Raw genomic sequence first — 20,334 nt, forward strand, 5'->3', positions numbered from 1 at the left:
GCTGCTGCGCCGGCACGCCCGCGCCGACATCAACGGCAAGCCACACCCGCGCGGCGACCGACTGCTGGTCGCGCTGGAGGCCGGCGAGGACGACGCGCCGGACACCCCGGCGGCGCCAGCCCTGCTGGACTACGCCGACGCGCTGGGCAAGGCCGCCGACAAGCTTGCCGCCAGCGAGGTGCTGCCCAGCCCGGCGACGGTGCTGCGTACCCTCGCGGCGGTGACCGCGCCCGGCGGGGCGGCCGACGCGATCGACGAGCGGCGGCGGGTGCTGCTCGCCGCGGTGGCCTCGGAGCGCGCCGCCGCGACCGCGCGACTGGAGCTCTACCCGCGTGACCTCGATCCGGTACGGGCGCTGCGGCTGGCCCAGGCCGGCGTGGTACCCCCGGCCAGCGAGGGGCGGCGTGGGCTCACTCCGGCGCAGGTCGCCGACCGGGTGAGCGCCCGCTTCCCGGAGCTGGATCCGCTGCCGCCACATCCCAAGCTGGACCGGCTGCTCGCCGAAGCGGGCTTCGAGCTGCGCTGGGATCGCGACCGGTACGTGCCGCCGCCGCCGCGAGCCGCCTCGTCGTCGGTGTCGATCCTGCAGCGCCGCCCGTCGGCGACCGCCGCACCGAGCCGCTGGACGGCTGAGTCGCCGGAGCTGGCGGCGGCGATGCGGGCCGAGGAGCGGCTGACCGGCGCGAGGTCCGCCGGCGGGTTCCGGGCGCTGACGGTACGACTGTCCCGGTACGGCCTGGCACGGGAGGAGCTGGTCCGGCGCTTCGACGCTCGGCCGGTCAACGTGGCGGCGCGATTCCTGGACCACCTGCACGCCCTGGTCGACGCCCGTCCGAAGCCGACGTGGGAGACGGTGCTCGGTGCGGACATCGCCGAGGAAGGTTCTCGGGCGGCAATCAAGCTGGGGGAGTACGTCGAACAGGCGTGGCAGCTCACCGTGCCTTCGCTGCGCGCCTCGTTGTCGACCGCGACTGGGCCGGTGTTGCTGCACGACGCGGCGGTGCTGGCGCGGTACCGGGCGATGGACCGGCTCTACGAGCTGGCCGACGCGGCGCGCGGTGGGGTGGGGGGCGTGTGGCTGCTCTGCCCGATGGAGGACCCGGCGCTGCTGCCGAAGCTGGACGGTGCGGTGGTGCGGGTGGGTGACAACGAGTGGATCGCCCTGCCGGACGCCTGGGTCGTCAACGCCCACCGCAGCGCGGTGGCCGCCTCCTGACGGGCCGCGCAGGTCGACTGGAATCGGCAGGAGGTCGAAATGGCGGCAGCTCAAGGGCTACCGGAAGCGGATGTGGCTCAGGCGCGTCAGTGGTGCCACCAGCGTGTTCCGGAGCGGGTCCGTGACCAGGTGCGGATCGAGTGTGAGGAGGCGGCCCGCCACCTGACGATCGTCGAGTGTCGGGCCCCGTGGCGAGCCGACATGGGGTCGGAGTGGACGCGGCTTCCCGTCGCGCGCCTTCGGTACACCAAGAGCACCGGGACCTGGACGCTGTACTACCGGGACCGCAACCTCCGGTTCCATCGGTACGACCTGGCCCCGCCAACAAGCAACATGGCGAACCTTCTCGCCGAGCTCGATCGGGACCCCACAGCGATCTTCTGGGGTTGATCGTTCTGATCACCGTCACCCGGTCCCCAGATCTCGTCAGGCCCCGGGTGCGCGGCACTTTCCCGACAGCGTCCGCGGTCCCAGCGGCGTACCGTTCGCGGTCCAGCGTAGGGAGAAGCCGGATGAGTCATCTGCAGCAGGCTGAGCAGTCGCCGGACACTGAGCGGATGTTCGATGCGGACACGAAGGCGATGGGCTACCTGCCCAACTACACCAGGTTGTTCGCCCACAGCCCGGCCGTGTACCTGGCCTGGCAGCAGCTCAACGGTGCGGTGAAGGCCGAGATGGAGCTGCGCCGCTACGAGTTGGCGACCCTCGCCGCAGCCCGGGCCCTGAAGTCCTCCTACTGCGGACTGGCGCACGGGAAGGTCCTGCGAGACAAGTTCTTCGACGCGCCGACCGTCGCCGCCATCGCGTCAGACCACGGCAGCGCCGGCCTCTCCGCGCAGGAGGTCGCAGTCGTCAACTTCGCCGGAAAGGTCGCGGTCGATGCGAACTCGGTCATCGAGGCCGACATCGTGGGCCTGCGCAGTCACGGTCTCGATGACACGGAGATCTTCCGCGTGATCCTCGCCGTTGGTGCCAGATGCTTTTTCAGCACGGTACTCAGTGCTGCCGGGGCTGAGCCCGATCCGCAGTACAACGAAAGCCTCGACGTGAACCTGCGGCAGGCGCTGAGCTTCGGCGGCTAGACCCAGGAAGATCTCACCGACCGGTTTGCGATCAGGTCGGTCGGGTGCGGCAGACTGCGCCCGTGAGTCCAGTGAGCCGTGGTCGACGCCGTAACGCGAAGAAGCGATCAGTACGCGGCGGTGCGCCGCTCGGGTGGACTGGCTGGACTGGCTGGACCTGGACGACCCGACCGGCTTCGACCCGGCCCGTTTCGACGCGAAGGCGGTGACCGCAGGCCTGCAGCAGGGCCGGTAGTCCGGGGACCCACCTGCGTGCGATCAGCTAGCTGTGCCGGAAGGCACCACCCAAGCCGTCGGCTGCCCGGTGATCGCCGTGATCATGTCGAAGTCACCGTCGTAGTGCAGCACGGTGGCGCCGTGGCGTTCGGCAGTGGCGGCGATCAGCAGGTCTGCCATCGACAGGGCGCGGTGGTTGCCCTTGTGGAGCGCCTGGACCTGGACGTCGATCGCCCGGTCCCAGATCTCGTCGGGCATGGCCAGCCAGTGGAAGCCGCCGAGCAGCCAACGCGCGCGCTGCGCGTCCTTCGCGGTGCGGGCACTGTGGATCACTTCGATCTCCACCGCTCCGCACACCGCCAGCAGCCCTCTCTCGGACAACTCGTCGAGCACAGGGGCCACCGTGGGCTTGGGCCAGCGGGCGAGCGCCGACTTGTCGAGAAGGTAAAGCTCCCAGCTCACGCCGCGTCCGGCTTGGTCGCGCCCGTTCCGCCGGTCAGGTCGGGAAGCCCGCCGGTCTTGAGCCAGTCGGCGAACTCGCGGCGCTTCTCCCGGTTGACCACCGCCTCAAGGGCAGCGTTGACTGTCGCCTTCTTCGTCGTTGTACCGAGGATTTTCGACGCTGCCGCGAGCAGGTCGTCGTCGACGTCCAGGATCGTTCGTGACATGGTCAGGGACCTCTCTGGCGGCAGCGAGTCAGCTCCGATGATATCAAGAACATCCTCATTTGATATCACCGTGCTCGTGGGCGCGGCCAAGCTGTGAGTTGCCCGACTGCTACGGATCACATGACGGGAGCGCCGAACAGGGACAGCAGGGCCGTCTGCTCGGGCGTCAGACGCAGCGGGGGTGATCCGTTGGTGCCGGGATAGATCCGAGCCGCATCAAGGTCCGCTCGACGGATGCTCGTCGCGATGCCGATCTTGACGCCCCGAGTGGCCAACGTTTCAAGCAGGCGGCGGGAGTCGAAGAGATACGCCGCTGATATCTGCCACTGGTGGTGCCGTACGACGCCGAGTGGGCGGGGCGGACCGCCGAACACCAGGTAGAAGTCGCAGGGATGCGGGCTGATGTCGATGCCGGTGAACGCGTCGCCGTAGGTCTTGACGTTGACAGTCCGGCCAGCGAGCGGACCGGATCGGAAGATGCCGTCGTAGCCGGCCTGGATCGCCGTACTTGCCAGCTCGATGTCGAACACCTGCACGGCGATGAACTCGCCGATGTCGCCCGGCCGGGCTGATCGCCCGGTGAGCGCCGCGATCCTGGCGTCCAGGTCGTCGCGAGCCTGCAGCAATGCCGCCAACCGGTGCAACTTCTCGGTCACGGGGTTGATTCTCTGCGTTGCGCACTGGCTTGACCAGTGAGGCATCGATAACTTTTCGTCATGACGACCTCCGCACGGCAGCGGGTTGCGGCCTTCTGGGACGCCCACATCGAGTCCTGGCTCAACGGCGAAGATCCACTACCGCCACCACTGCCCGAGTGGTTCGGCTCGCTTGCAGGCGTCGGCCCCGGACAGGTCACCCGGGACGGATTCCCCGAGCCCTACCATGGCGACCTGCTCGGGCTGGAACAGACGCCCCGGATGGTGGTGCTCGGGCTGAACCCGGGCGAGTACCGGCAGCGCTTTCAATCGCGGAAGGGCATCTTCGCCAGCGAAATTCGGGAGGCTGGGTCGTACAGCAAATGGGCTACAACCTGCCCGTACAACCGGCCGCCCTGGACTCTGCCCCACGAGATGGGGCGCAACCCGTACTACCGGGCGCGCCTTGAGTTCACCCGCCGGTGGCTCCAGGATTCGACCGCCGACCACCGTGATTTGTTGATCTTCGAGTGCTACCCATGGCACTCGAAGGCCATCACCGCTCCGCTGAAGCCGCCGCCCGAGGTCATCGATGAGTTCGTCTGGCAGCCGATCGCCGAATTGCCGGTGCAGGACGTGTTCGCCTTCGGTAAGCCCTGGAACAACCTTGCCCAAGCGCTCGGCCTGCCGCAGAAGGGCAGCCTGGGATCTGGCGGCACGGACTATGGATCAGCGGTGCCAAGCCGGGCGGTGCGAACGTACTCACTGCCCTCTGGCCAGCTGCTCGTCGTCGAGTGGCATGCCGGCGCCGCCGGACCGCCGAGCGAGAAGGAGACTGCGCTCCTCCGAAAAGCGCTCACCGGAGAGGAAGCTGATGGCAGCGAGCGACCGGCCCCTCGGCCCAGGGCCGGAGGCTCTGTCGAACCCGGAATCCTCGTCAGCGCGGCCGAGGAGCCGTCGCCATGAGCGTGGCCAGCGACGCGTCGGCCACAGCCGGGCGAGTCGACAAGCTGCGCCGGTACATGACCGAGCAGGTTCTCGGACCATCGGGCAACTGCGTCTGCCGAAAGTTGGGCAGTTGTCAACGGGCCGTCCTGTTCGACGGACGCGGGGCGCCTCGACCGGAGGTGGAGTTCGCGGCCGGGCAGCTTTCGCACGTCGGCCGCCACTACGACCTGACCCTCGACGGGGTACCGATCCGGATCCTGGTCATCGCCATGGACACGGCACGACTGCGGGAGAGCGTGACCCTCGAACAGCGGCATGCGGAGGTGATGGAATCCGCCAGGTTGCCGTTCAACAGCCGCAATCCGCATATGCAGGGTGTCGCCAGCGCCCTGAGGCTGGCGGTGGGCCGTGAGCCGGGGTCCGATCGAGCAGGCGAACTGCTTCACCTGGACGGCGTAGCGCCCGTACACCTCTTTGACGCCTACGCCATGGCGAACATGCGACTCTGCTCGGCCACAGTCGGGGAGACGATGAAGTCGCTGAGCAATCCCACGATGAGCCGCAACTGTCTCCCGCACATGGCCGCGACGATCAAGATTCTCCAGCCGACCCTGTGCATCGTGCAGGGGGTCGAGGTCTACAAGACAATCACCGCGCTGACAACCAGTCGCCGTCAGCTTGCCCCACATCTGGAACAGGCGCGACTGGCGGGCGTCGACACGCTCGTCGCGGCATTCACCCACCCCTCCGCCCGAGGGATTCACCGCTGGGGACGGTTGACCGGCGTTCCGTACCTCTACGAGACGGTCGTCCCGGCGCTCTGGGTCGCGCACCGGCTGATGGCGGGCCGATCCGACGCGGCCGGCAACGCCACGGTGCAGCAGCAACGAAGGCCGACGGTCACGAATTGTCAGCTGCCGGGGTAGCGGCTCCACCAGTGTGGGTCGGTCGCGTCGACGTACTCGCCACCGGACGGGCTGTCCGCCAGCTGGGTCACGAGGTCCCGGGCCAGGGTGTCAGCCGGCCACGCCAGTTCCAGTCGGGATAGCCAGTCGACGGGTAGCGCGTCGGGTCCGTGTGCCGTTCCCAGTAATGCGCTGGCAACCGTCGCGGCCTGGCCGCCGTCGCCAGCCGAGGCGGCGAACAGGAGCGCCTCGCGGACCGTTTCCCGCGCAGGAAACGATGCGGCCGTGTAGACCCCACCGGCCAGCGCGGAAACCGCCCTCGCGTCGGGTGCGAGGCGGGTGAGTTCCTGGAGTGTGCCCGGGCGGGACCTGGCCGCGGCCACGGCCGGCGCCAGCGACCGCTCCGCCACCTCGCGCCAGTCGGCAGCGTGCAGCCGCGCACTCTCCAGGGCGTCGTGAAGGCGTCTTCCTGCCGCGAGGAGGCGAACCACCGTGGCACCCAGCCAGGCCGCGCCCAGCGCCTCACCCGTGTGCGTGAGCGCGGCGACGTCCACTGGGTTGCAGGACGGGTACAGGCCGACCGGCAGAGTCCGCGTGAGGGCGTGCGCCCCGGTGCTCGTGCCACCGGGCTTGGCGATGGTGCCCATCGTCCGCCGCTGCAACGCCGCCACCGTCGCCGGCGCTGAACCACGTCGCGCCGCCAGCGCCGGCACCATGGACAGCCAACCGGTAGGCCAATTCTTGTCCGGCGTCGCCTCCAGCCCGGAGATGCCCTGAATCGTGGCCCAGCGATGGTACGAACGCCAGACGACGCTGGGCGGGTGGCAGATTCCTTTGTGGGCGCCGCGCACATCAGCGCGGATGAGGCCCTCGACGGTGAAGCAGGCGAGCTGGCCGGCGCTGGTGGCCCGCAAGCTTCCGCTGGCCGGCACGTTGCCGCCCGTCGCGCCGATCGCGTCACCGAGCATCAGCCCGAGCACGCAGCCCCGAGCGGTCGCGAGCTGCGCTGCCGTCACCTTGGTCATTCCGCGAAGCATAGGGGCGGGTAGCGCGGGACCGTCTCGGGGCCGGGGTGCCGGTGGCGGGGCGGAGGCCGGCGAGTTGGACGTAGATCTCGCGCTTGGCGGTCGCCTCGCCGCGCCGGTTGAGGACGTAGCCGGTCAGCCAGATCCAGCCGTGGTACGTCGGCTGGTCGGAAACCGACACGACGCGGAACGTCAGGGCGCGGTCCCCGGCGAACTGCACCGAGGCCCGGCCGTCGATGGTGAGCAGGTCGCCGGGGGAGGGCCGCACGGTCACCAGTGACCGGAGTTCGGTGGGCGGCACTCCCGCGCGTGCATGGTCTGCCAATCGCGCAGCGCCCGCTTGATCCGGTCGTTCTCCTGGCTGAGCAGCCGTACCGTCTCGTTGAGCATGGCAAGCTCTTCGGCCACCCGGGCCTGGAACTCGCGTACCTGATCGGGGTCGACGCCGCGCTGGCGCGCGGCGAACTTGCGGGTCCGCACCTCGTGCGGCGTCAACCGGCCCGGGTGACCGGCCGGGTAGGGCTGGCCACCTCGATACACCTGAGCCACGACGATCCTCTCTGCGGGCAGGCCGGAGCGCGGAAGCTCCCGGCAGAGGGTGTGGAAGGGCGGGCCGTCCGCGCGGGGGCCGCGGGCGACCCGCCCGCTCGGCCGCCGCAGCTCAATTCAGCGGTACGACAGCAGAGCAGTCCGACGGGTCGGGACGGGCACCCACACCCGCCCCGACCAGGGGGTGAGCCGAACTCGTTGCCACGCGAGGACCGGCTCGCGATCAACCATATATGCCTAAGTTGCGGATGGCAACGCTCGGTTGTCCCGCGGGTGCGTGTCGTGATCAAATTGGCGTGCCACGCGAGGAGTGCCATGCCACAGACACCGGACTACATCCGGATCTCGGACGAGATCATCGGGGACCTGCGGAGCGGAAAGGTCAAACCAGGGGACAAGCTGCCCTCGATCGCTGACATGTCTGACCGCTTCGAGGTCAGCTCATCGACCATCCAGATGGTCTACGTACGGCTGGAAGCGCTGCGAGTGATCCGGCGGCATCAAGGTAAGGGCATCTTCGTCACTGATCCAAAGACCTGGATGCGGGAGCCGTAGGTAGCGACCCGGCGACGCAAACGGGCCTTACGGGTACCTCCGTCCCGTCGGCCGGACGACTAGAGTCGTCGCGTGATCGACCGGAAGCTGCTCTTGTCCGACCTGCAGAAGCAGGTCAAGAACCTGGAAAAGGACCTGCGGGAGCAGGCCGAGTCGGTCGAGGAGGTGCGCCTCAAGCTGCGTGGCGAGTACGACCACGCCTTCAAGGTCGGGCGTACCGCCGCCACCTGGGCGGCCTGGCGCGACGAGCGCGTCACGCAGGTGGCTGTCGCCTGGGTGCTCGGTACCGTCTTCGTCCGCTTCTGCGAGGACAACGGCCTGCTGCCCGACCCCTACCTGGCGGGCCCGGGGGACCGGCTGGTGCTGGCCGAGGAGGCCGAGGCGCAGTTCTTCCGGGAGCGGCCCGAGGAGACGCTGCGCGGCTGGCTGGAGCAGGGCTTCGATACCATCGCCAGCACCCAGGCCGGCAAGTCACTCTTCGACAAGCGGCACAATCCGCTCTACCAGATCCCGCTGTCCCACGACGCGGCCAAGGAGTTGATCGGCTTCTGGCGTCGGCGGACCGAGCAGGGCGACCTGGTGCACAAGTTCTGCGACGAGCTGTGGGACACCCGCTTCCTCGGTGACCTCTACCAGGACCTGTCGGAGGCGGCCCGGAAGACGTATGCGCTGCTCCAGACGCCGGAGTTCGTCGAGGAGTTCATCCTCGACCTGACGCTGACGCCGGCGATCGCCGAGTTCGGCCACGACGTGGTCAAGATGATCGACCCGACCTGCGGCTCTGGCCACTTCGTCCTCGGTGCCTTCCACCGCCTCCTCAAGGAGTGGGAGCAGCACGCCCCCAATCGCGACCCCCACGAGTGGGTACGCCTCGCCCTCGACGCCGTCCACGGCGTCGACATCAACCCCTTCGCGGTAGCCATCGCCCGCTTCCGACTCCTGGTCGCCGCTCTCCGTGTCAGCGGCGTCAAGACCCTCGCCGACTCCGCCGGGTATGTCTTCCCGATGCACCTCGCCGTGGGCGACTCGCTGATCAAGCGGCGGCAGGCCATACTTTTCGGCGACGACCCGATGACCGAGTTCGCCTACGCGACCGAGGACGTGCAGGAGCACTCAGGCATCCTCAGCCCCGGCCGCTATCACGTCGTGGTCGGCAACCCGCCCTACATCACCGTCAAGGACAAGGGCCTCAACGAGGCCTATCGCGAGATGTACGACGCCTGCTCTGGGAAGTATGCGCTGTCAGTGCCTTTCTCCCAGCGGTTCTTCGAACTGGCCAAGAGTGCCGACGGGGAAGGCAACGGCGCAGGCTACGCCGGCCAGATCACCGCTAACTCGTTCATGAAACGCGAGTTCGGCAAGAAGATGATCGAGGTTCTATTCGCGACACGGGTCAATTTGACTCACATCATCGATACCTCCGGAGCCTACATACCAGGCCACGGCACACCGACCGTCATCCTCATCGGCCGCAACACGAACCGGAACCGGCCCGCCACCATTCGAACGGTGATGGGCATCCGAGGCGAGCCAGCCGCCCCGGCGAACCCGCGGGAGGGTCGTGTCTGGCAAGCCATCTTACGCCAGTTTGATCGCCCTAGATCACAGAGCGAGTGGGCCAGTGCTGCGGATACACCCCGGGCAAACCTGGCTACTCACCCATGGAGCCTCTCCGGCGGTGGCGCAGACGAAATTATGGCTTTTCTGAAAAAAGCTCCGGATTTGATGTCGAGAGACGGCATCGATATCGGAATGACCGCGTTGACTCTAGAGGATGACGCATTCCTCATGCCGAAGGACGTTGTCCGACGGATGGGCGTGGGTTCGGATGTCATGCCAATGGTCAACGGAGATGAGGTCCGCGACTTTTTGCTAGCTGCTCCCCTGTCGACGGTCATGCCTTATGAGGTTGACGGATCGAGGCGAGGACTGCTGCCAAAGACTTTGCGATACCTATGGAGATTGCGCACGAACCTGGCAAGACGTCTCTATTTCGGGAAGATCCCCAGTGAGCGAGGGCTTCGCTGGTTTGATCTTGGTATTTATTTCTCTGGACGTCACGAAACGTCTATGTCGATTGCCTTTGCATTCGTGGCGACGCACAACCATTTTGTGCTGGACCGGGGTGGCAAGGTCTTTAACCGTTCGGCTCTGGTAATCAAGTTGACCAAGGAGGCATCGGAGGAAGACCATCTGCGATTGCTGGGAATCCTTAACAGCTCTACCGCCTGCTTCTGGCTTAAGCAGCAGAGCTATGGTGGCGGAGGAGATCCACTTGGCGGAGACGGCGCACGTGTCAGCGCGGAGCCGTGGTCTGAGCGGTATCAGTTTGTAGGGTCGAGACTTGGCGACTTCCCGCTGCCGTCGGCGTACCCCCTTGAACTGAGTCGGGAGATCGACGGCCTGGCGCAGCGGCTTGCCACGGTGAGCCCGGCGGCGGTCGCGGCCTCCGGGGTGCCCACTCGCGAGCGGCTCTACGCCGCCGGCCGGGAGTGGCACTCGGTCCGGGCGCGGATGATCGCGTTGCAGGAGGAGTTGGACTGGCAGGTCTACTCGCTCTACGGGCTGCTGGACGAGGAGTTGACCGCCCCGGCCGGCTCGGTGCCAACGTTGAAGCTGGGGGAACGGGCATTTGAGATCGTGCTCGCCCGCAAGGTCAAAGCTGGTGAGGCGGAGACGCATTGGTTCGCGCGGCATGGGTCTACGCCGATCACCGAGCTGCCGGCGCACTGGTCGGACGAGTACCGGGCGGTCGTGGAGCGGCGGATCGCGGTCATCGAGGGCAACCGCAACATCGGGCTGATCGAGCGGCCGGAGTGCAAGCGGCGGTGGGCCAGCGAGGGCTGGGACGCGATGCAGGCGAAGGCGCTGCGGGACTGGCTGCTGGACCGGTGCGAGGCGCGTGAGCTGTGGTACCACCACGTCGACGGGTTGGAGCAGCCGCGCCCGATGACCACCGCGCAGCTCGCCGACGAGCTGCGCCGCGACGCCGACGTGCTCACCGTCGCCAATCTCTACGCGCCCGGTCAGGATCTCGGCAAGGTGATCGCCGACCTGGTGGCCGACGAGCACGTGCCGCACCTGGCCGCGCTGCGCTACAAGGACTCCGGCCTGAGCAAGCGCGCCGACTGGGAGCACGTGTGGGACCTGCAGCGGCAGGAGGACGCGCTGCCCGACGAGCCGGCGAAGCGGGAGTTCCGCAAGCAGATCCCGGTGCCGCCGAAGTACACCTCGGCGGACTTCCTCAAGACCAGCTACTGGAAGCACCGGGGCAAGCTCGACGTACCCAAGGAGCGGTTCGTCTCGTACCCGGGTGCCAGCCGCGACGGTGACCCGTCGCTGCTGGTCGGCTGGGCCGGCTGGGACCACCGCGAGCAGGCCCAGGCCCTGGCCACCCTGATCGTCGCCCGCGAGCAGGAGGACGGCTGGGCCGCCGACCGGCTGTTGCCGCTGGTAGCGGGGTTGCGCGAGATCCTGCCCTGGGTACGCCAGTGGCACGGCGAGTTCGACCCGGAGTGGGGTGCCTCGCCGGCGGACATCTACGCCGGCTTCCTCGCCGAGACCACCAACCGCCTGCACCTCACCGACGAGGCCCTCACCTCCTGGCGCTCACCCAAGGCCGTCCGGGGCCGCAGAGCTAAGCAGTGACCGAGCACAGGTCGTCGCTGTCCACCCCTTCCGCACATCAGGAGCCGACAATGGGTAACGAGATTCAGCTGATCAGTGACGGTGATGGGCTGGCGGTCATCGGAGATCCGACGGCCGTCGAACGTTTCCTCGTCTCCGAGGGACTGCCGTCGACGGACCTCGGACTGCCTCGGCTCGGGTCTGTCCTCAGTGCCGGGGCGGCAGCGGCACAGACGGGTTCCGAGATCGCCGCCCACTCGGGTCGCTGGGTGCAACTGACCAAGGAGTCCGCGCAGACTGTCCACAAGTTCGGTCTGATGCCGACCAAGACCCCAGGCGTCAGCCACGCGATGGTGGGGGATCCGGGCTCGATCCAGAAATGGCTCCAGATTTCGAAGGGGCCCGGGGCGATCGCGGGCAACCCGGCGCTGCTGGCTGGCGCTGCGGGGATCATGGCGCAGCTTGCGATGCAACAGAGCATGAAGGAGATCACTGACTATCTCGCCACGATCGACGAGAAGGTCGACGATGTGCTCCGCGCCCAGAAGGACGCCGTGTTGGCCCGCATGATCGGCGTGGGCTTCGTCATCGAGGAGTCCATGACCATCCGAGAGGCGAGAGGCCGGGTCGACGAGGTCACGTGGTCGAAGGTGCAGGGCGCGCCGGCGACGATCGCAGAAACCCAGGCGTACGCGTTGCGTCAACTCGACGCGCTCGCGGAGAAGCTGGAGCGCAAGACCACGATCGGTGATCTCGCCAAGGCGGCCAAGGAAGCAGAAACGAAGGGGCAGGAGTGGCTCGTCGTCCTGGCTCGGTGCTTCCAGCTGCAGGACGCGATCGCCGTGCTCGAACTCGACCGGGTGCTGGACGCGTCGCCGGGGGAGTTGGACGGGCATCGCCTCGGGTTGAGGACTGCCCGGCAGAACAGGCTCGAACTCATCTCCCGGTGCACCGAGCGCCTGCTGGCCCGGATGGACGCGGCCGCGGGCAGAGCCAACGCCAAGGTGCTGCTGAATCCGATGGACTCCCCGGCTGTGGTGAAGTCGAGCAACCATGTCTCGATCGCCATCGTCGAGTTCCACGGGCGGCTGGGGATCGAGGGCGATCGACAGTCGTCGGAGGCGAGACGATGGACGGACGCGGCCATGGAGGTGCGGGACAAGGCGCTCGAGACGGGAGCAGAGGGCGTTGGTACCGCCAAGCGCCTCGGCGACGAGACACTCGGCCGAGCCAAGTGGGCGACGGGCAAGCTCTCCGGCCTGCTCGCTGAGCGAGCGCTCCGCCAGCGCGGAGACGACAAGGAAGGACGCGTCGAGGACACCCGTGGGTGAAGCGTCTCGACGGATGCCGGCGAGTCGGTACTGTCACCTTGACTAGTACGTCAGGCTTTGCCGGGATCGGGTGCGGAACCGTTCCGGGTCGGCTTCCTCAGGTCCGACGGCGCTGCCCGCCCGTGGGACTTCAGCCGCTCGGTAAGGAATTCGAACGACGTGGCCTTCTCGTAGGCGTCATCACTGCGTAGTCCCTCAGCGAGCAGGTCATCCAGTCGCTGTGAGGCGGCCTGCTGTTGGGCGATGAGTTCCTGAACGACGGCGGCGAGACTCTCGTTGGTCATCTTGGCTGCGCCCCCGGCGACCGGACTGTCCACCAGCTTCTCCAGGATCGATAGCCACTGCCGACTGAGTCGATCGGCATACTGAGCCCGCTTTACATCGACGTCGTACTCGCAGTCGAGTTTGATGAGCTGCTCCCAGTAGGGCCGGACGGCCTGTTTGACACCCTCGTCGAGCTCCACCCACACGTACGGCTGGCAGGCGACCTGCGCGCCGCCGCGCTCGTAGCGCCACGGTCCTGTTTCGGCCAGCGCCCGCTGCAACTCCACCTCCAGATCCCTGGCCCGGTGCGCGGCGAAATTGCGAGCGCGTGCCGCAGCCAGACGGGTCAGCGCGCGAATGGCGTACGGCATGAAGTACTGCGCGGAGCCGCTCAGCATCTCGCGCGGGATTCCCTCGGATGACCAGACGAACGCGGCGCGGATGCGGAAGGTGAACACGTAACCGCGTGCCGGGACGATGATCGGCGCTGACACGTCTCGTCGTTCCGTCAACCGCCCGGGTGGTGGCGGGGGTGGCGCCGGCGAGATCGGCGCCGAGATGGGCCCCGGCCCCTGCAGCGCCACCAACAGGCGACGCCAGAGCGTCAGTAACCATGTCCCGAACCGGCGCCACGGTCCCACCCGTGGCTGTTCCGTGCTGAAAAGGCTTGTCATGTCACTACTCCCTCATCGCGTTCTCGAGCCACCGGGGCAGGCCGTTCTGGAACTCACTCAGCCGTATGAGATGGAACTGCAGTCGGTGCCGTAGGGCCGGAACGGCCGCCAGGTCGGTCACCAACGCACCGATCGACTTACGGAAGCTTTCATCGGAGTCGGCCCTGTGCAGCCACTGACCGAAGATCAGCCACGCACGACGGGACGGGAGCGTGGCGAGCAGCGACACCTGCCAGAGACGAGCGAGATCGGCGGCGTCTACCTGGCTCGCCGCGAGCTTCGTCATCAGGTCGGCAGCGCCGCTGGGAAGATCGTCGGCGGTCCGTGACGCGAGGATTAGTAGGGCGTTGCCGGCATGCCGTTGCAATTGGCGGTCATCCGACCACCGCGCCAACTCGAAGATGATCTGGTCAGCCCGATCATGGGAATGGAGGTAGAGCTGGTACACGCTCTCGGCCACTGCGTGGGTGTGCTGCTGCATCCGATCCTCGGCGATGCGGCGCAGGTCTGCGAGACTCCAGCTCAGGTCCGGTTGCTGAAGTCCGCTGGCATAGACGAGAGCGGCCGCGTCCCGCTGGTAGTTGCGGTGGCCGCCGGCCCAGTCCCGTACCTTCCGGCGGACGAGGTGGTGCACGTTGCCGCCCATGTCCGCCACAACGATCGCCCGGGCCGCCGCTTGACGGCTCCGAGGCCTGGGCGCGGACGCCCAACCGTCTATGAGATCCGTGCACACCCGATCGAAGTCGTGGTGAGCGAGTAAGCCCGCCGCTTCGCCGGCCGCGCGGCGCACCGGCTCGTCGTCGGAAGCGACCAAGGTGTCGAGCCACTTGAGTATCGCCGGTCTGGTGCTGTCGAATTCGTGCCACGCCTCGTCGATGATGGCACCTCGCATGGCACCGTCACGTAGCCATGCAGATCGGGACACGCCGACGTGCGAGCGTGCGGCCTCCCGGCCTTCCCGCCAGTCGACATCGAGTGGCCCGAGCAGCTCGGACACGGGGTGCTGCAACGCCATCCTGCCCCAGTCCGGCCGCTTGGCCTGTCCGTCGATCTCCTCGAGCAGCAGGCTCGCGGCCTCGAAAACGTAGTGCAGCGGTTGCCGGGCGAAGACGGCGTACGCGATGCGGAACGCTCGTTCGTGCTGTTCGGCTCGGCGCGGTCGTCGGTCCCCGCCGGCGACCTCGGTGCGGAGAACGTCGGCTGCGCGCGCCCTTCGCCTCGGTTGGGACATCCCTACGATCTCGGCGATCGCATCGCCGTCGGCGGGATGGCGATCCGCGACAGCCGTAGCAAGCGGCACGACCTCTCGAGGCCCGTACGTGCTCTCGAGCGCCGCACGGAGATCCCCATGCTGGAGATATGTGTCGACCTGCCACTCGTTCTCCTCGCCACTCAGGTCCGCACGATCGCGTAGCTGGTGTTGCAGATGTCTGCGGAAGACGGCCACCGGGGCAGGGCTCTGGTGCGGCACCTCGGCGCTGTGCCTGCTGCCGGCGCGTGAGTCGTCATCCCGGATCAGGAGCAGGCTCGCCGAGCGTTGCCGGAATACGTCAGCCAGCAGGCGCATCGTCTCGACATGCCTGTGCCCGGTCAGTCGCAGGACATAGCCGTGATCTTCCGCGAGGCTGTCCGCCGCGCGATGCAGGGCCTCCGGCCCGACCTCCTCGGGCAGCAGCACCTCGCGCACCCGATCCGCGCGGTGACGTCGAGCGAGCGCGGCGCACGCTGTGCTAAATCGGCCGGTGTTGGGACGGCCGGTCAAACAGGCGGTGGACCGTTCATGGAGCAAGGCGGACAGGCTGCTGTCAGCAGCAGCCTCCGCGTAGACCTTGAGGAGATCCGGCACTCCGACGAGATCCCGGATGATGGGCTTGGCGGGTGGCTGGCCCTGATAGCTGATGTGGTGGATGGTGTTGTTGTTGCCGAAGGCGTTCACCCCGCTGGCGTTGATGTCGGAGTAGCTGGCCTCGACGTTGGTGCCGTACAGTTCCTCGCCCACTCGAGGATCCAGGCGAAGCGAGCCCGGAGGGATTTCGTCTCCCTGGTCACTGTCCGACTGGCTGCGGTCCTCTGCCAGGGAGGGCCAGTCGTCCAGCGGAGCCCCTTGCTTGACTACGGCATTACGCCCACCACCGTCCCGCGGGGTGTCAGGGGCGTTGGCAGCATCTTCGGGCTGTGATCCGCTCACGAGTCCGACCGCCGTGGATCCGTGGTGTCGTGTGTGCCTGAGGTGGAGATGACGTTGCCGTTTCCGAACGCGTTGATCCCGTGGGACGTGATGTTGCTGAAGACCTGGCCCCCGGGGAGGGGCTGCGGGGTAGGGACACGGCTGCGACGGCCGGCGTCGCCGCTACCCTCTCTCGAGTTGCCGGGAGGACGCCGGCTTTCGTTGCGGTCCTTCGCCTCAGCGTCACCGGCGATGTTCTCACCCGGGACGTAGATCCAGGCGATGGCTTCGAAGTCCTTCTCCGGCACCGTGGCCGACACCCGCCGGAAGTGCTCCGGCCTCAGGTCCTGATAATGGCGGACAACGTCCTGGTGGATCCGGTCCGAGACGATCAACGCGACCGCGGCGCCCGGGAACTGTCGCAGCGCCGCCTTGAGCTGCGGTGAGTCGATCAGTCGACAGACGGTCACGACCGCCTCGCCCGGGTAGCCGTTCGCGCCGTCGAGGTGGACCAGCCCCTCGTGGACGCCGATTCGTAGTCGGATCCGAGCCTCCGGAGCCAGGCCCCGGTTGTGCTCGCGCAGCAGTCGATCAACGATTGGCGTCAGCCGCGTCACCACCGCCCGCTCGCTCGTCCCAGCGGGCAGGATCGCGAGCTCTCCATCGCCTCCCTGCTGGAGGAGCCAGGTGGCACGGTCGAGGCCCAGTTCCTCGCAGGCCTCCGTCATGATTTTCTGAAAAGCACGTTGAGCCCGATACTGCAGGACGTTGTCGCGTCCGCTGTAGCTCTCCATGTCCACGGCGACGAGAACTCGGCGGTCCGGATCCGCGAAGTCAGGCACGCGATCCACCCTTCGAATGACGACGGTGAGCTGTTCAACGTCATCTATATCGGTCCGGCGGCCTGGAAATTCCATAGAAGTACGGGTTGTCGCTTCAGCGTCGGGTGGACGACAACCCGTACTTCGACTTCATGCCCCCGTCCGTATCCGCCTTCACTTGACCCATGGGAAACGTTCGACGGACGGCCGGACAGACTCACCTCGATCCGTGGCGTGATCTTCAGGTCGGCCTCGCCGTGGCAGCTTCGCTCCAGACCTCAATTCGTCACGCGGATACCAAGGCCTTTGCGCTCCTGGCGATTGAGGGCGGGGTGGCAGCCGCGGTTGTGGACAGGATGGTGCCGCACGTGGTTGGCGGTGCCCCGATCACCGTTCTGCTGGCTGCGCTGCTGGTGATTCCCTTCGTCATTGGACTCGCGTCGGCCGCCTGGCTGCTCGTTCTGGTGCTTCGACCCCGTCTCGACGGTGCCAGCAGCGCCAACCGATTCGCTTTCCCGAACCTCGCCGGAGCAGCAGGCAGCCCGTCCGCGGCGTCAGTTCGACGGCACAGGGATGAGGTGTGGGACCTCGTCAGGGTGCTCGCCCACATCGCGATGGCGAAGCACCTGCGGGTACGCCGGAGCATGCCATGGCTCATGGTGGCGATGGCGTCCGCTGGGGGGCTGATGCTCGTCTCTACCCTTTCGGCACCGGTGATGCGGTGATGTGTGACAGCGATCAGTAGCGATCTCGGAGCCGAACGTGAATGATGATCTCCTGAGCGAGGATGGAGGCGACACGTGGACGACGTGACCTGGATGCCCGGGACCTTCCTCGGTCGACTCGACAGGGCCGCTCGGGATCGCCTCCTGGCCGTCGGGATCCGTCGTTCGGTCAAGGAGTCCCAGGTCGTGCTGCAGGAGGGTGCACTCGAGTCGCACGTCATCCTGCTGGACGACGCCCTCGCCAAGGTCACCGTCGAGATGGCAGACGGTCGACAGGCGCTGCTGGCCATCCGCATGTCTGGTGACATCGTCGGGGAGATCTCCGCGCTGAACGGCACGCCGAGGACCGCAACGGTCACCGCCTGCCGGCCCTCAACCGTTCGGATCATCCACCGCAACGCGTTCCGTGCCTTTCTTCGATCCAATCCGGACGCCGCCATGGAGGTCGCCGGCATCGTCGCGGACCGGCTGCGCTGGGCAAACCGACGCCGGGTCGACTTCGCCTCCTACCCTGTCAAGGTTCGTCTGGCGCGCGTGCTCTGGGAAATCGCCACGGCGTACGGTCGGCGGAGCCGGGAGGGACTCGTCATCAACGTGCGCCTGACCCAGAGCGAATTGGCGACCCTCTGTGGGGCCGCCGAGATCAGCTTGCACAAGGCGCTCGGAAGCTTGCGGGGGGCCGGCGTCATCGCCACGGGCTATCGCGAAATTGTCATCCGGGACAGTGATGGGCTACGTGCCATTGCTGATCTTGACGGCTTCGCCTGACGGTACGAGCCGCTCAGGTCGCGGCCTCCAGCTGAGCCTTACGCAGTCGTACGGGTGGATGCCGGCGGGCAGGGAACCGCGGGGTGATGTTTCGGTCGGGTGCCGTCGCGGCGTGCGTGGCACGAGCTGATCAACACGGTAGTCTCTTTCCGTGGCCGTTCGGCATCCCCCGTATCTGCTCAGACTCAAGGTGACCAACTTCCGCAGCCTGCGTCACGTGGAGGTGCGCCTTGCCGCCCTCAACGTGCTGGTTGGCCCCAACGGTGCGGGGAAGTCGAACCTCCTGGACGTCATCGCCTTTCTGGGTGACGCGACTCGCGACGACCTCGAGCCGGCACTCGAGCGTCGAGGGGGCATCCACCGGGTGCTGTTTCGGGGTAGTCGCGACCCGAGGAGCCCGATCGACATCGAGGTCGAGACGGCGGTCACCAGGAACAGCAGCTTGGCGGCCCCGGACACCTACACCCTTACTTTTTCTTCGCAGAAGCCGGTGGTGCGGACCGGTCGCCAGGTGTTGCGCCGCGCAGAGAGGTTCACTTTCGAGCGTGCCACCGGGCCGGGGCAGCGAATCACGATCGATGGCGGCAAGATCACCTTCCACAGGCCCGAGGGCGGTGAAGAGACAGCAAGCCTGCGGGAAGGCTCACTCGGCCTGTCAACACTGCCAAAGCTGGTATCCGAGGACGACGCCGAGCTGGTCGAGGCGCTGGCCGACCTATTCTCAAGCTTCCGCGTCTTCGACGTGGATGTGGCTGCGGCGCGTCGGCCGGCTCAAGAGCGGATCAGTGACCGCCTCTCCAACGACGCCAGCAACCTCGCACCGTTCCTGGCATACCTTGCCGAGGAGCACCCCGACAGGTTCGCCGCGCTCCACCGCGATGCCCGATCCTTCATCCCGGGCCTGGCAAGCCTGGAGTTCACGCCCATCGGTGGGGCTGGAGAGGGAGTGGTGCTCAATCTCGTGGAGGCCGCGCTGCCCGGATCCACCAAACTGCAGGAAGCCTCGTACGGGTCCATCCGGGCGTTGGCGCTGCTCGCCCTCCTGTATGACCCATCGCCGCCGCGGTTGACCTGCATCGAGGAAATCGACCACGGTCTGCACCCGCACATCCTGGACCGTCTCGTCGAACTGTTGCGTCAAGCGTCCGAGCGCACCCAGTTCCTGATCGCCACCCACTCGCCGGCGCTGGTCAATCGGTTGACGCCAGACGAGCTGATCGTTTGCGAGCGTGGTGAAGACGCCGCCTCCCGGATACCTGCGATTTCCCCGGAGACCGTGCGCGCGATGGAGCAGGAGTTGCGGGGCGAAGTCGGCCTCGGTGAGTTGTGGTTCTCCGGCGCTCTGGGGGGCTGCCCCGAATGACACCCCGGCGGCGACAACAGCCCAGGACCGTGGTCATCCTTGGCGAGGACGACAATGATCGGAAGACGATCGCGGTGCTGGTGGGTGCGCTGCGGCGAGACATCGCCCGCGCTGAGCTCAAACCACTGCGTAAGCCGATGGCGCTGGTGCGTAACGTGCCGCCGAGCAGGCTGCCCAGTCATGCCGATCGAGTTTCTGCTCTGCTGCGGGCCCTGAACGTTGCGACGCCGATCCGTTGCGTACTCATGCATGAGGACGCCGATGACGTGGAGCCGGCACACGAGGCGCTCATCTCCAAGATTGAAGAGTGCTACCGGTCGCTCCCCTGGCCGGTCCTGCCGGTCGTGCCGGCTTGGGAGATGGAAACCTGGTGGTTCCTGTTCCCGGAGGCCGTCCGTCAGGTGCGGCCCAGTTGGCAGCCCCCGAGGCAGTACGCCGGTCGCGACGTCGGACAGATCCGCAACGCCAAGGAGCAACTGAAGAAGGCGGTTCGGCCGGCCGGTGCCCGCCCGACGTTCCAGTCGTACGTCGAGGCCGACAGTGTGCTGATCGCCGAGAAAATCGTCTCCACCGGGCAGTTGACCCCGCCATGGTTCGCCCGCAGCCGAAGCTGGCAGGCCTTTCTCGACGCGGTCGCCCGGATCTAGGTCTCGTTCTGCGCTGAGACTGGTACTCGGACGCAGGCCAGCAATTGTCCACAATGTGTCAGGTGGCACGTCGACTGCCGGAAAGCCGCTAGGCTCCTGCGCCGGAACATCGCTCGCATTTCCGGTCGGTCGACCGGTGCTGTCGGAT

20 protein-coding genes and 1 pseudogene are annotated in these 20,334 nt (G+C 67.2%); 12 read left to right on the forward strand and 9 right to left on the reverse strand.

Features of this window, described 5'->3' with window-relative positions; genetic code table 11:
* From ABZU52_RS19845 to ABZU52_RS19855, 3 genes and pseudogenes are all read left to right on the forward strand, one after another.
* Positions 1-1,216, forward strand: a pseudogene (locus ABZU52_RS19845) (hypothetical protein); the annotation flags it as partial.
* A 39-nt stretch (positions 1,217-1,255) separates the two neighbouring features.
* Complete coding sequence (locus ABZU52_RS19850; protein WP_354972474.1) at positions 1,256-1,606, forward strand: DUF3024 domain-containing protein; 351 nt, start codon at positions 1,256-1,258, stop codon at positions 1,604-1,606.
* 167 nt (positions 1,607-1,773) lie between these two features.
* Complete coding sequence (locus ABZU52_RS19855; protein WP_354972475.1) at positions 1,774-2,298, forward strand: peroxidase; 525 nt, start codon at positions 1,774-1,776, stop codon at positions 2,296-2,298.
* A gap of 258 nt (positions 2,299-2,556) precedes the next feature.
* On the opposite strand, the gene ABZU52_RS19860 is transcribed toward ABZU52_RS19855, so the two are convergent.
* The 3 genes from ABZU52_RS19860 to ABZU52_RS19870 all read right to left on the reverse strand — a co-directional run bounded on the left by ABZU52_RS19860 (position 2,557) and on the right by ABZU52_RS19870 (position 3,838).
* Complete coding sequence (locus ABZU52_RS19860; protein WP_354972476.1) at positions 2,557-2,976, reverse strand: PIN domain nuclease; 420 nt, start codon at positions 2,974-2,976, stop codon at positions 2,557-2,559.
* A complete protein-coding gene (locus ABZU52_RS19865; RefSeq protein WP_354972477.1) occupies positions 2,973-3,182 on the reverse strand; it encodes a type II toxin-antitoxin system VapB family antitoxin in 210 nt (69 codons plus the stop codon). The genes ABZU52_RS19860 and ABZU52_RS19865 overlap by 4 nt, the downstream gene beginning before the upstream one ends.
* Before the next feature lie 116 nt (positions 3,183-3,298).
* Complete coding sequence (locus ABZU52_RS19870; RefSeq protein ID WP_354972478.1) at positions 3,299-3,838, reverse strand: hypothetical protein; 540 nt, start codon at positions 3,836-3,838, stop codon at positions 3,299-3,301.
* A gap of 60 nt (positions 3,839-3,898) precedes the next feature.
* Here ABZU52_RS19870 and ABZU52_RS19875 point away from each other — a divergent pair, with 60 nt between their 5' ends.
* Positions 3,899-4,783, forward strand: a complete 885-nt coding sequence (locus ABZU52_RS19875) for a hypothetical protein (RefSeq protein WP_354972479.1) — start codon at positions 3,899-3,901, stop codon at positions 4,781-4,783.
* Between the two features lie 2 nt (positions 4,784-4,785).
* Positions 4,786-5,691, forward strand: coding sequence for a hypothetical protein (locus ABZU52_RS19880; protein WP_354972480.1), 906 nt, complete (start codon positions 4,786-4,788; stop codon positions 5,689-5,691).
* On the opposite strand, the gene ABZU52_RS19885 is transcribed toward ABZU52_RS19880, so the two are convergent.
* Genes ABZU52_RS19885 through ABZU52_RS19895 form a run of 3 tightly spaced genes read right to left on the reverse strand, consistent with a single transcriptional unit; the run spans position 5,676 to position 7,244 of the window.
* Positions 5,676-6,695 carry an ADP-ribosylglycohydrolase family protein gene (locus ABZU52_RS19885; RefSeq protein ID WP_354972481.1) on the reverse strand — a complete coding sequence of 340 codons (1,020 nt, stop codon included), beginning with the start codon at positions 6,693-6,695 and terminating at the stop codon, positions 5,676-5,678. The genes ABZU52_RS19880 and ABZU52_RS19885 overlap by 16 nt on opposite strands.
* Entirely contained in the window at positions 6,628-6,969 is a 342-nt protein-coding gene (locus ABZU52_RS19890) for a hypothetical protein (protein ID WP_354972482.1), read from the reverse strand. Before ABZU52_RS19890 ends, ABZU52_RS19885 begins: the two co-directional genes overlap by 68 nt.
* Positions 6,966-7,244, reverse strand: coding sequence for a DivIVA domain-containing protein (locus ABZU52_RS19895; RefSeq protein WP_354972483.1), 279 nt, complete (start codon positions 7,242-7,244; stop codon positions 6,966-6,968). Before ABZU52_RS19895 ends, ABZU52_RS19890 begins: the two co-directional genes overlap by 4 nt.
* A gap of 315 nt (positions 7,245-7,559) precedes the next feature.
* On the opposite strand from ABZU52_RS19895, the gene ABZU52_RS19900 reads away from it, so the two are divergent.
* From ABZU52_RS19900 to ABZU52_RS19910, 3 genes are all read left to right on the forward strand, one after another.
* Positions 7,560-7,799: a winged helix-turn-helix domain-containing protein gene (locus ABZU52_RS19900; protein WP_354972484.1), complete on the forward strand. Its 240-nt coding sequence runs from the start codon at positions 7,560-7,562 to the stop codon at positions 7,797-7,799.
* A gap of 72 nt (positions 7,800-7,871) precedes the next feature.
* A complete protein-coding gene (pglX, locus tag ABZU52_RS19905) occupies positions 7,872-11,447 on the forward strand; it encodes a BREX-2 system adenine-specific DNA-methyltransferase PglX (protein ID WP_354972485.1) in 3,576 nt (1,191 codons plus the stop codon).
* A 50-nt stretch (positions 11,448-11,497) separates the two neighbouring features.
* Positions 11,498-12,757, forward strand: coding sequence for a hypothetical protein (locus tag ABZU52_RS19910; RefSeq protein ID WP_354972486.1), 1,260 nt, complete (start codon positions 11,498-11,500; stop codon positions 12,755-12,757).
* A 50-nt stretch (positions 12,758-12,807) separates the two neighbouring features.
* Here ABZU52_RS19910 and ABZU52_RS19915 read toward each other — a convergent pair whose 3' ends face one another.
* From ABZU52_RS19915 to ABZU52_RS19925, 3 genes are all read right to left on the reverse strand, one after another.
* Positions 12,808-13,515: a hypothetical protein gene (locus ABZU52_RS19915; protein WP_354972487.1), complete on the reverse strand. Its 708-nt coding sequence runs from the start codon at positions 13,513-13,515 to the stop codon at positions 12,808-12,810.
* 184 nt (positions 13,516-13,699) lie between these two features.
* The gene (locus ABZU52_RS19920; RefSeq protein WP_354972488.1) at positions 13,700-15,694 is read right to left on the reverse strand and encodes a hypothetical protein; all 1,995 of its coding nucleotides are present in this window, start codon (positions 15,692-15,694) and stop codon (positions 13,700-13,702) included.
* Positions 15,695-15,879: 185 nt separating this feature from the next.
* Positions 15,880-16,656 (reverse strand): hypothetical protein, encoded by a 777-nt coding sequence (locus tag ABZU52_RS19925; protein WP_354972505.1) that lies wholly within the window; start codon positions 16,654-16,656, stop codon positions 15,880-15,882.
* Positions 16,657-16,868: 212 nt separating this feature from the next.
* Here ABZU52_RS19925 and ABZU52_RS19930 point away from each other — a divergent pair, with 212 nt between their 5' ends.
* The 4 genes from ABZU52_RS19930 (at position 16,869) to ABZU52_RS19945 (ending at position 20,186) form a co-directional block, all read left to right on the forward strand.
* Positions 16,869-17,408 carry a Pycsar system effector family protein gene (locus tag ABZU52_RS19930; RefSeq protein ID WP_354972489.1) on the forward strand — a complete coding sequence of 180 codons (540 nt, stop codon included), beginning with the start codon at positions 16,869-16,871 and terminating at the stop codon, positions 17,406-17,408.
* A gap of 75 nt (positions 17,409-17,483) precedes the next feature.
* Complete coding sequence (locus tag ABZU52_RS19935; RefSeq protein WP_354972490.1) at positions 17,484-18,176, forward strand: Crp/Fnr family transcriptional regulator; 693 nt, start codon at positions 17,484-17,486, stop codon at positions 18,174-18,176.
* 151 nt (positions 18,177-18,327) lie between these two features.
* On the forward strand, positions 18,328-19,539 hold the full coding sequence (locus ABZU52_RS19940) for an AAA family ATPase (protein WP_354972491.1): 1,212 nt from the start codon (positions 18,328-18,330) through the stop codon (positions 19,537-19,539).
* Positions 19,540-19,568: 29 nt separating this feature from the next.
* The gene (locus ABZU52_RS19945) at positions 19,569-20,186 is read left to right on the forward strand and encodes a hypothetical protein (protein ID WP_354972492.1); all 618 of its coding nucleotides are present in this window, start codon (positions 19,569-19,571) and stop codon (positions 20,184-20,186) included.
* The last annotated feature ends 148 nt before the right edge of the window (positions 20,187-20,334 follow it).

The sequence above is a fragment of the Micromonospora sp. NPDC005220 genome, assembly GCF_040607895.1.
Lineage (GTDB): Bacteria > Actinomycetota > Actinomycetes > Mycobacteriales > Micromonosporaceae > Micromonospora.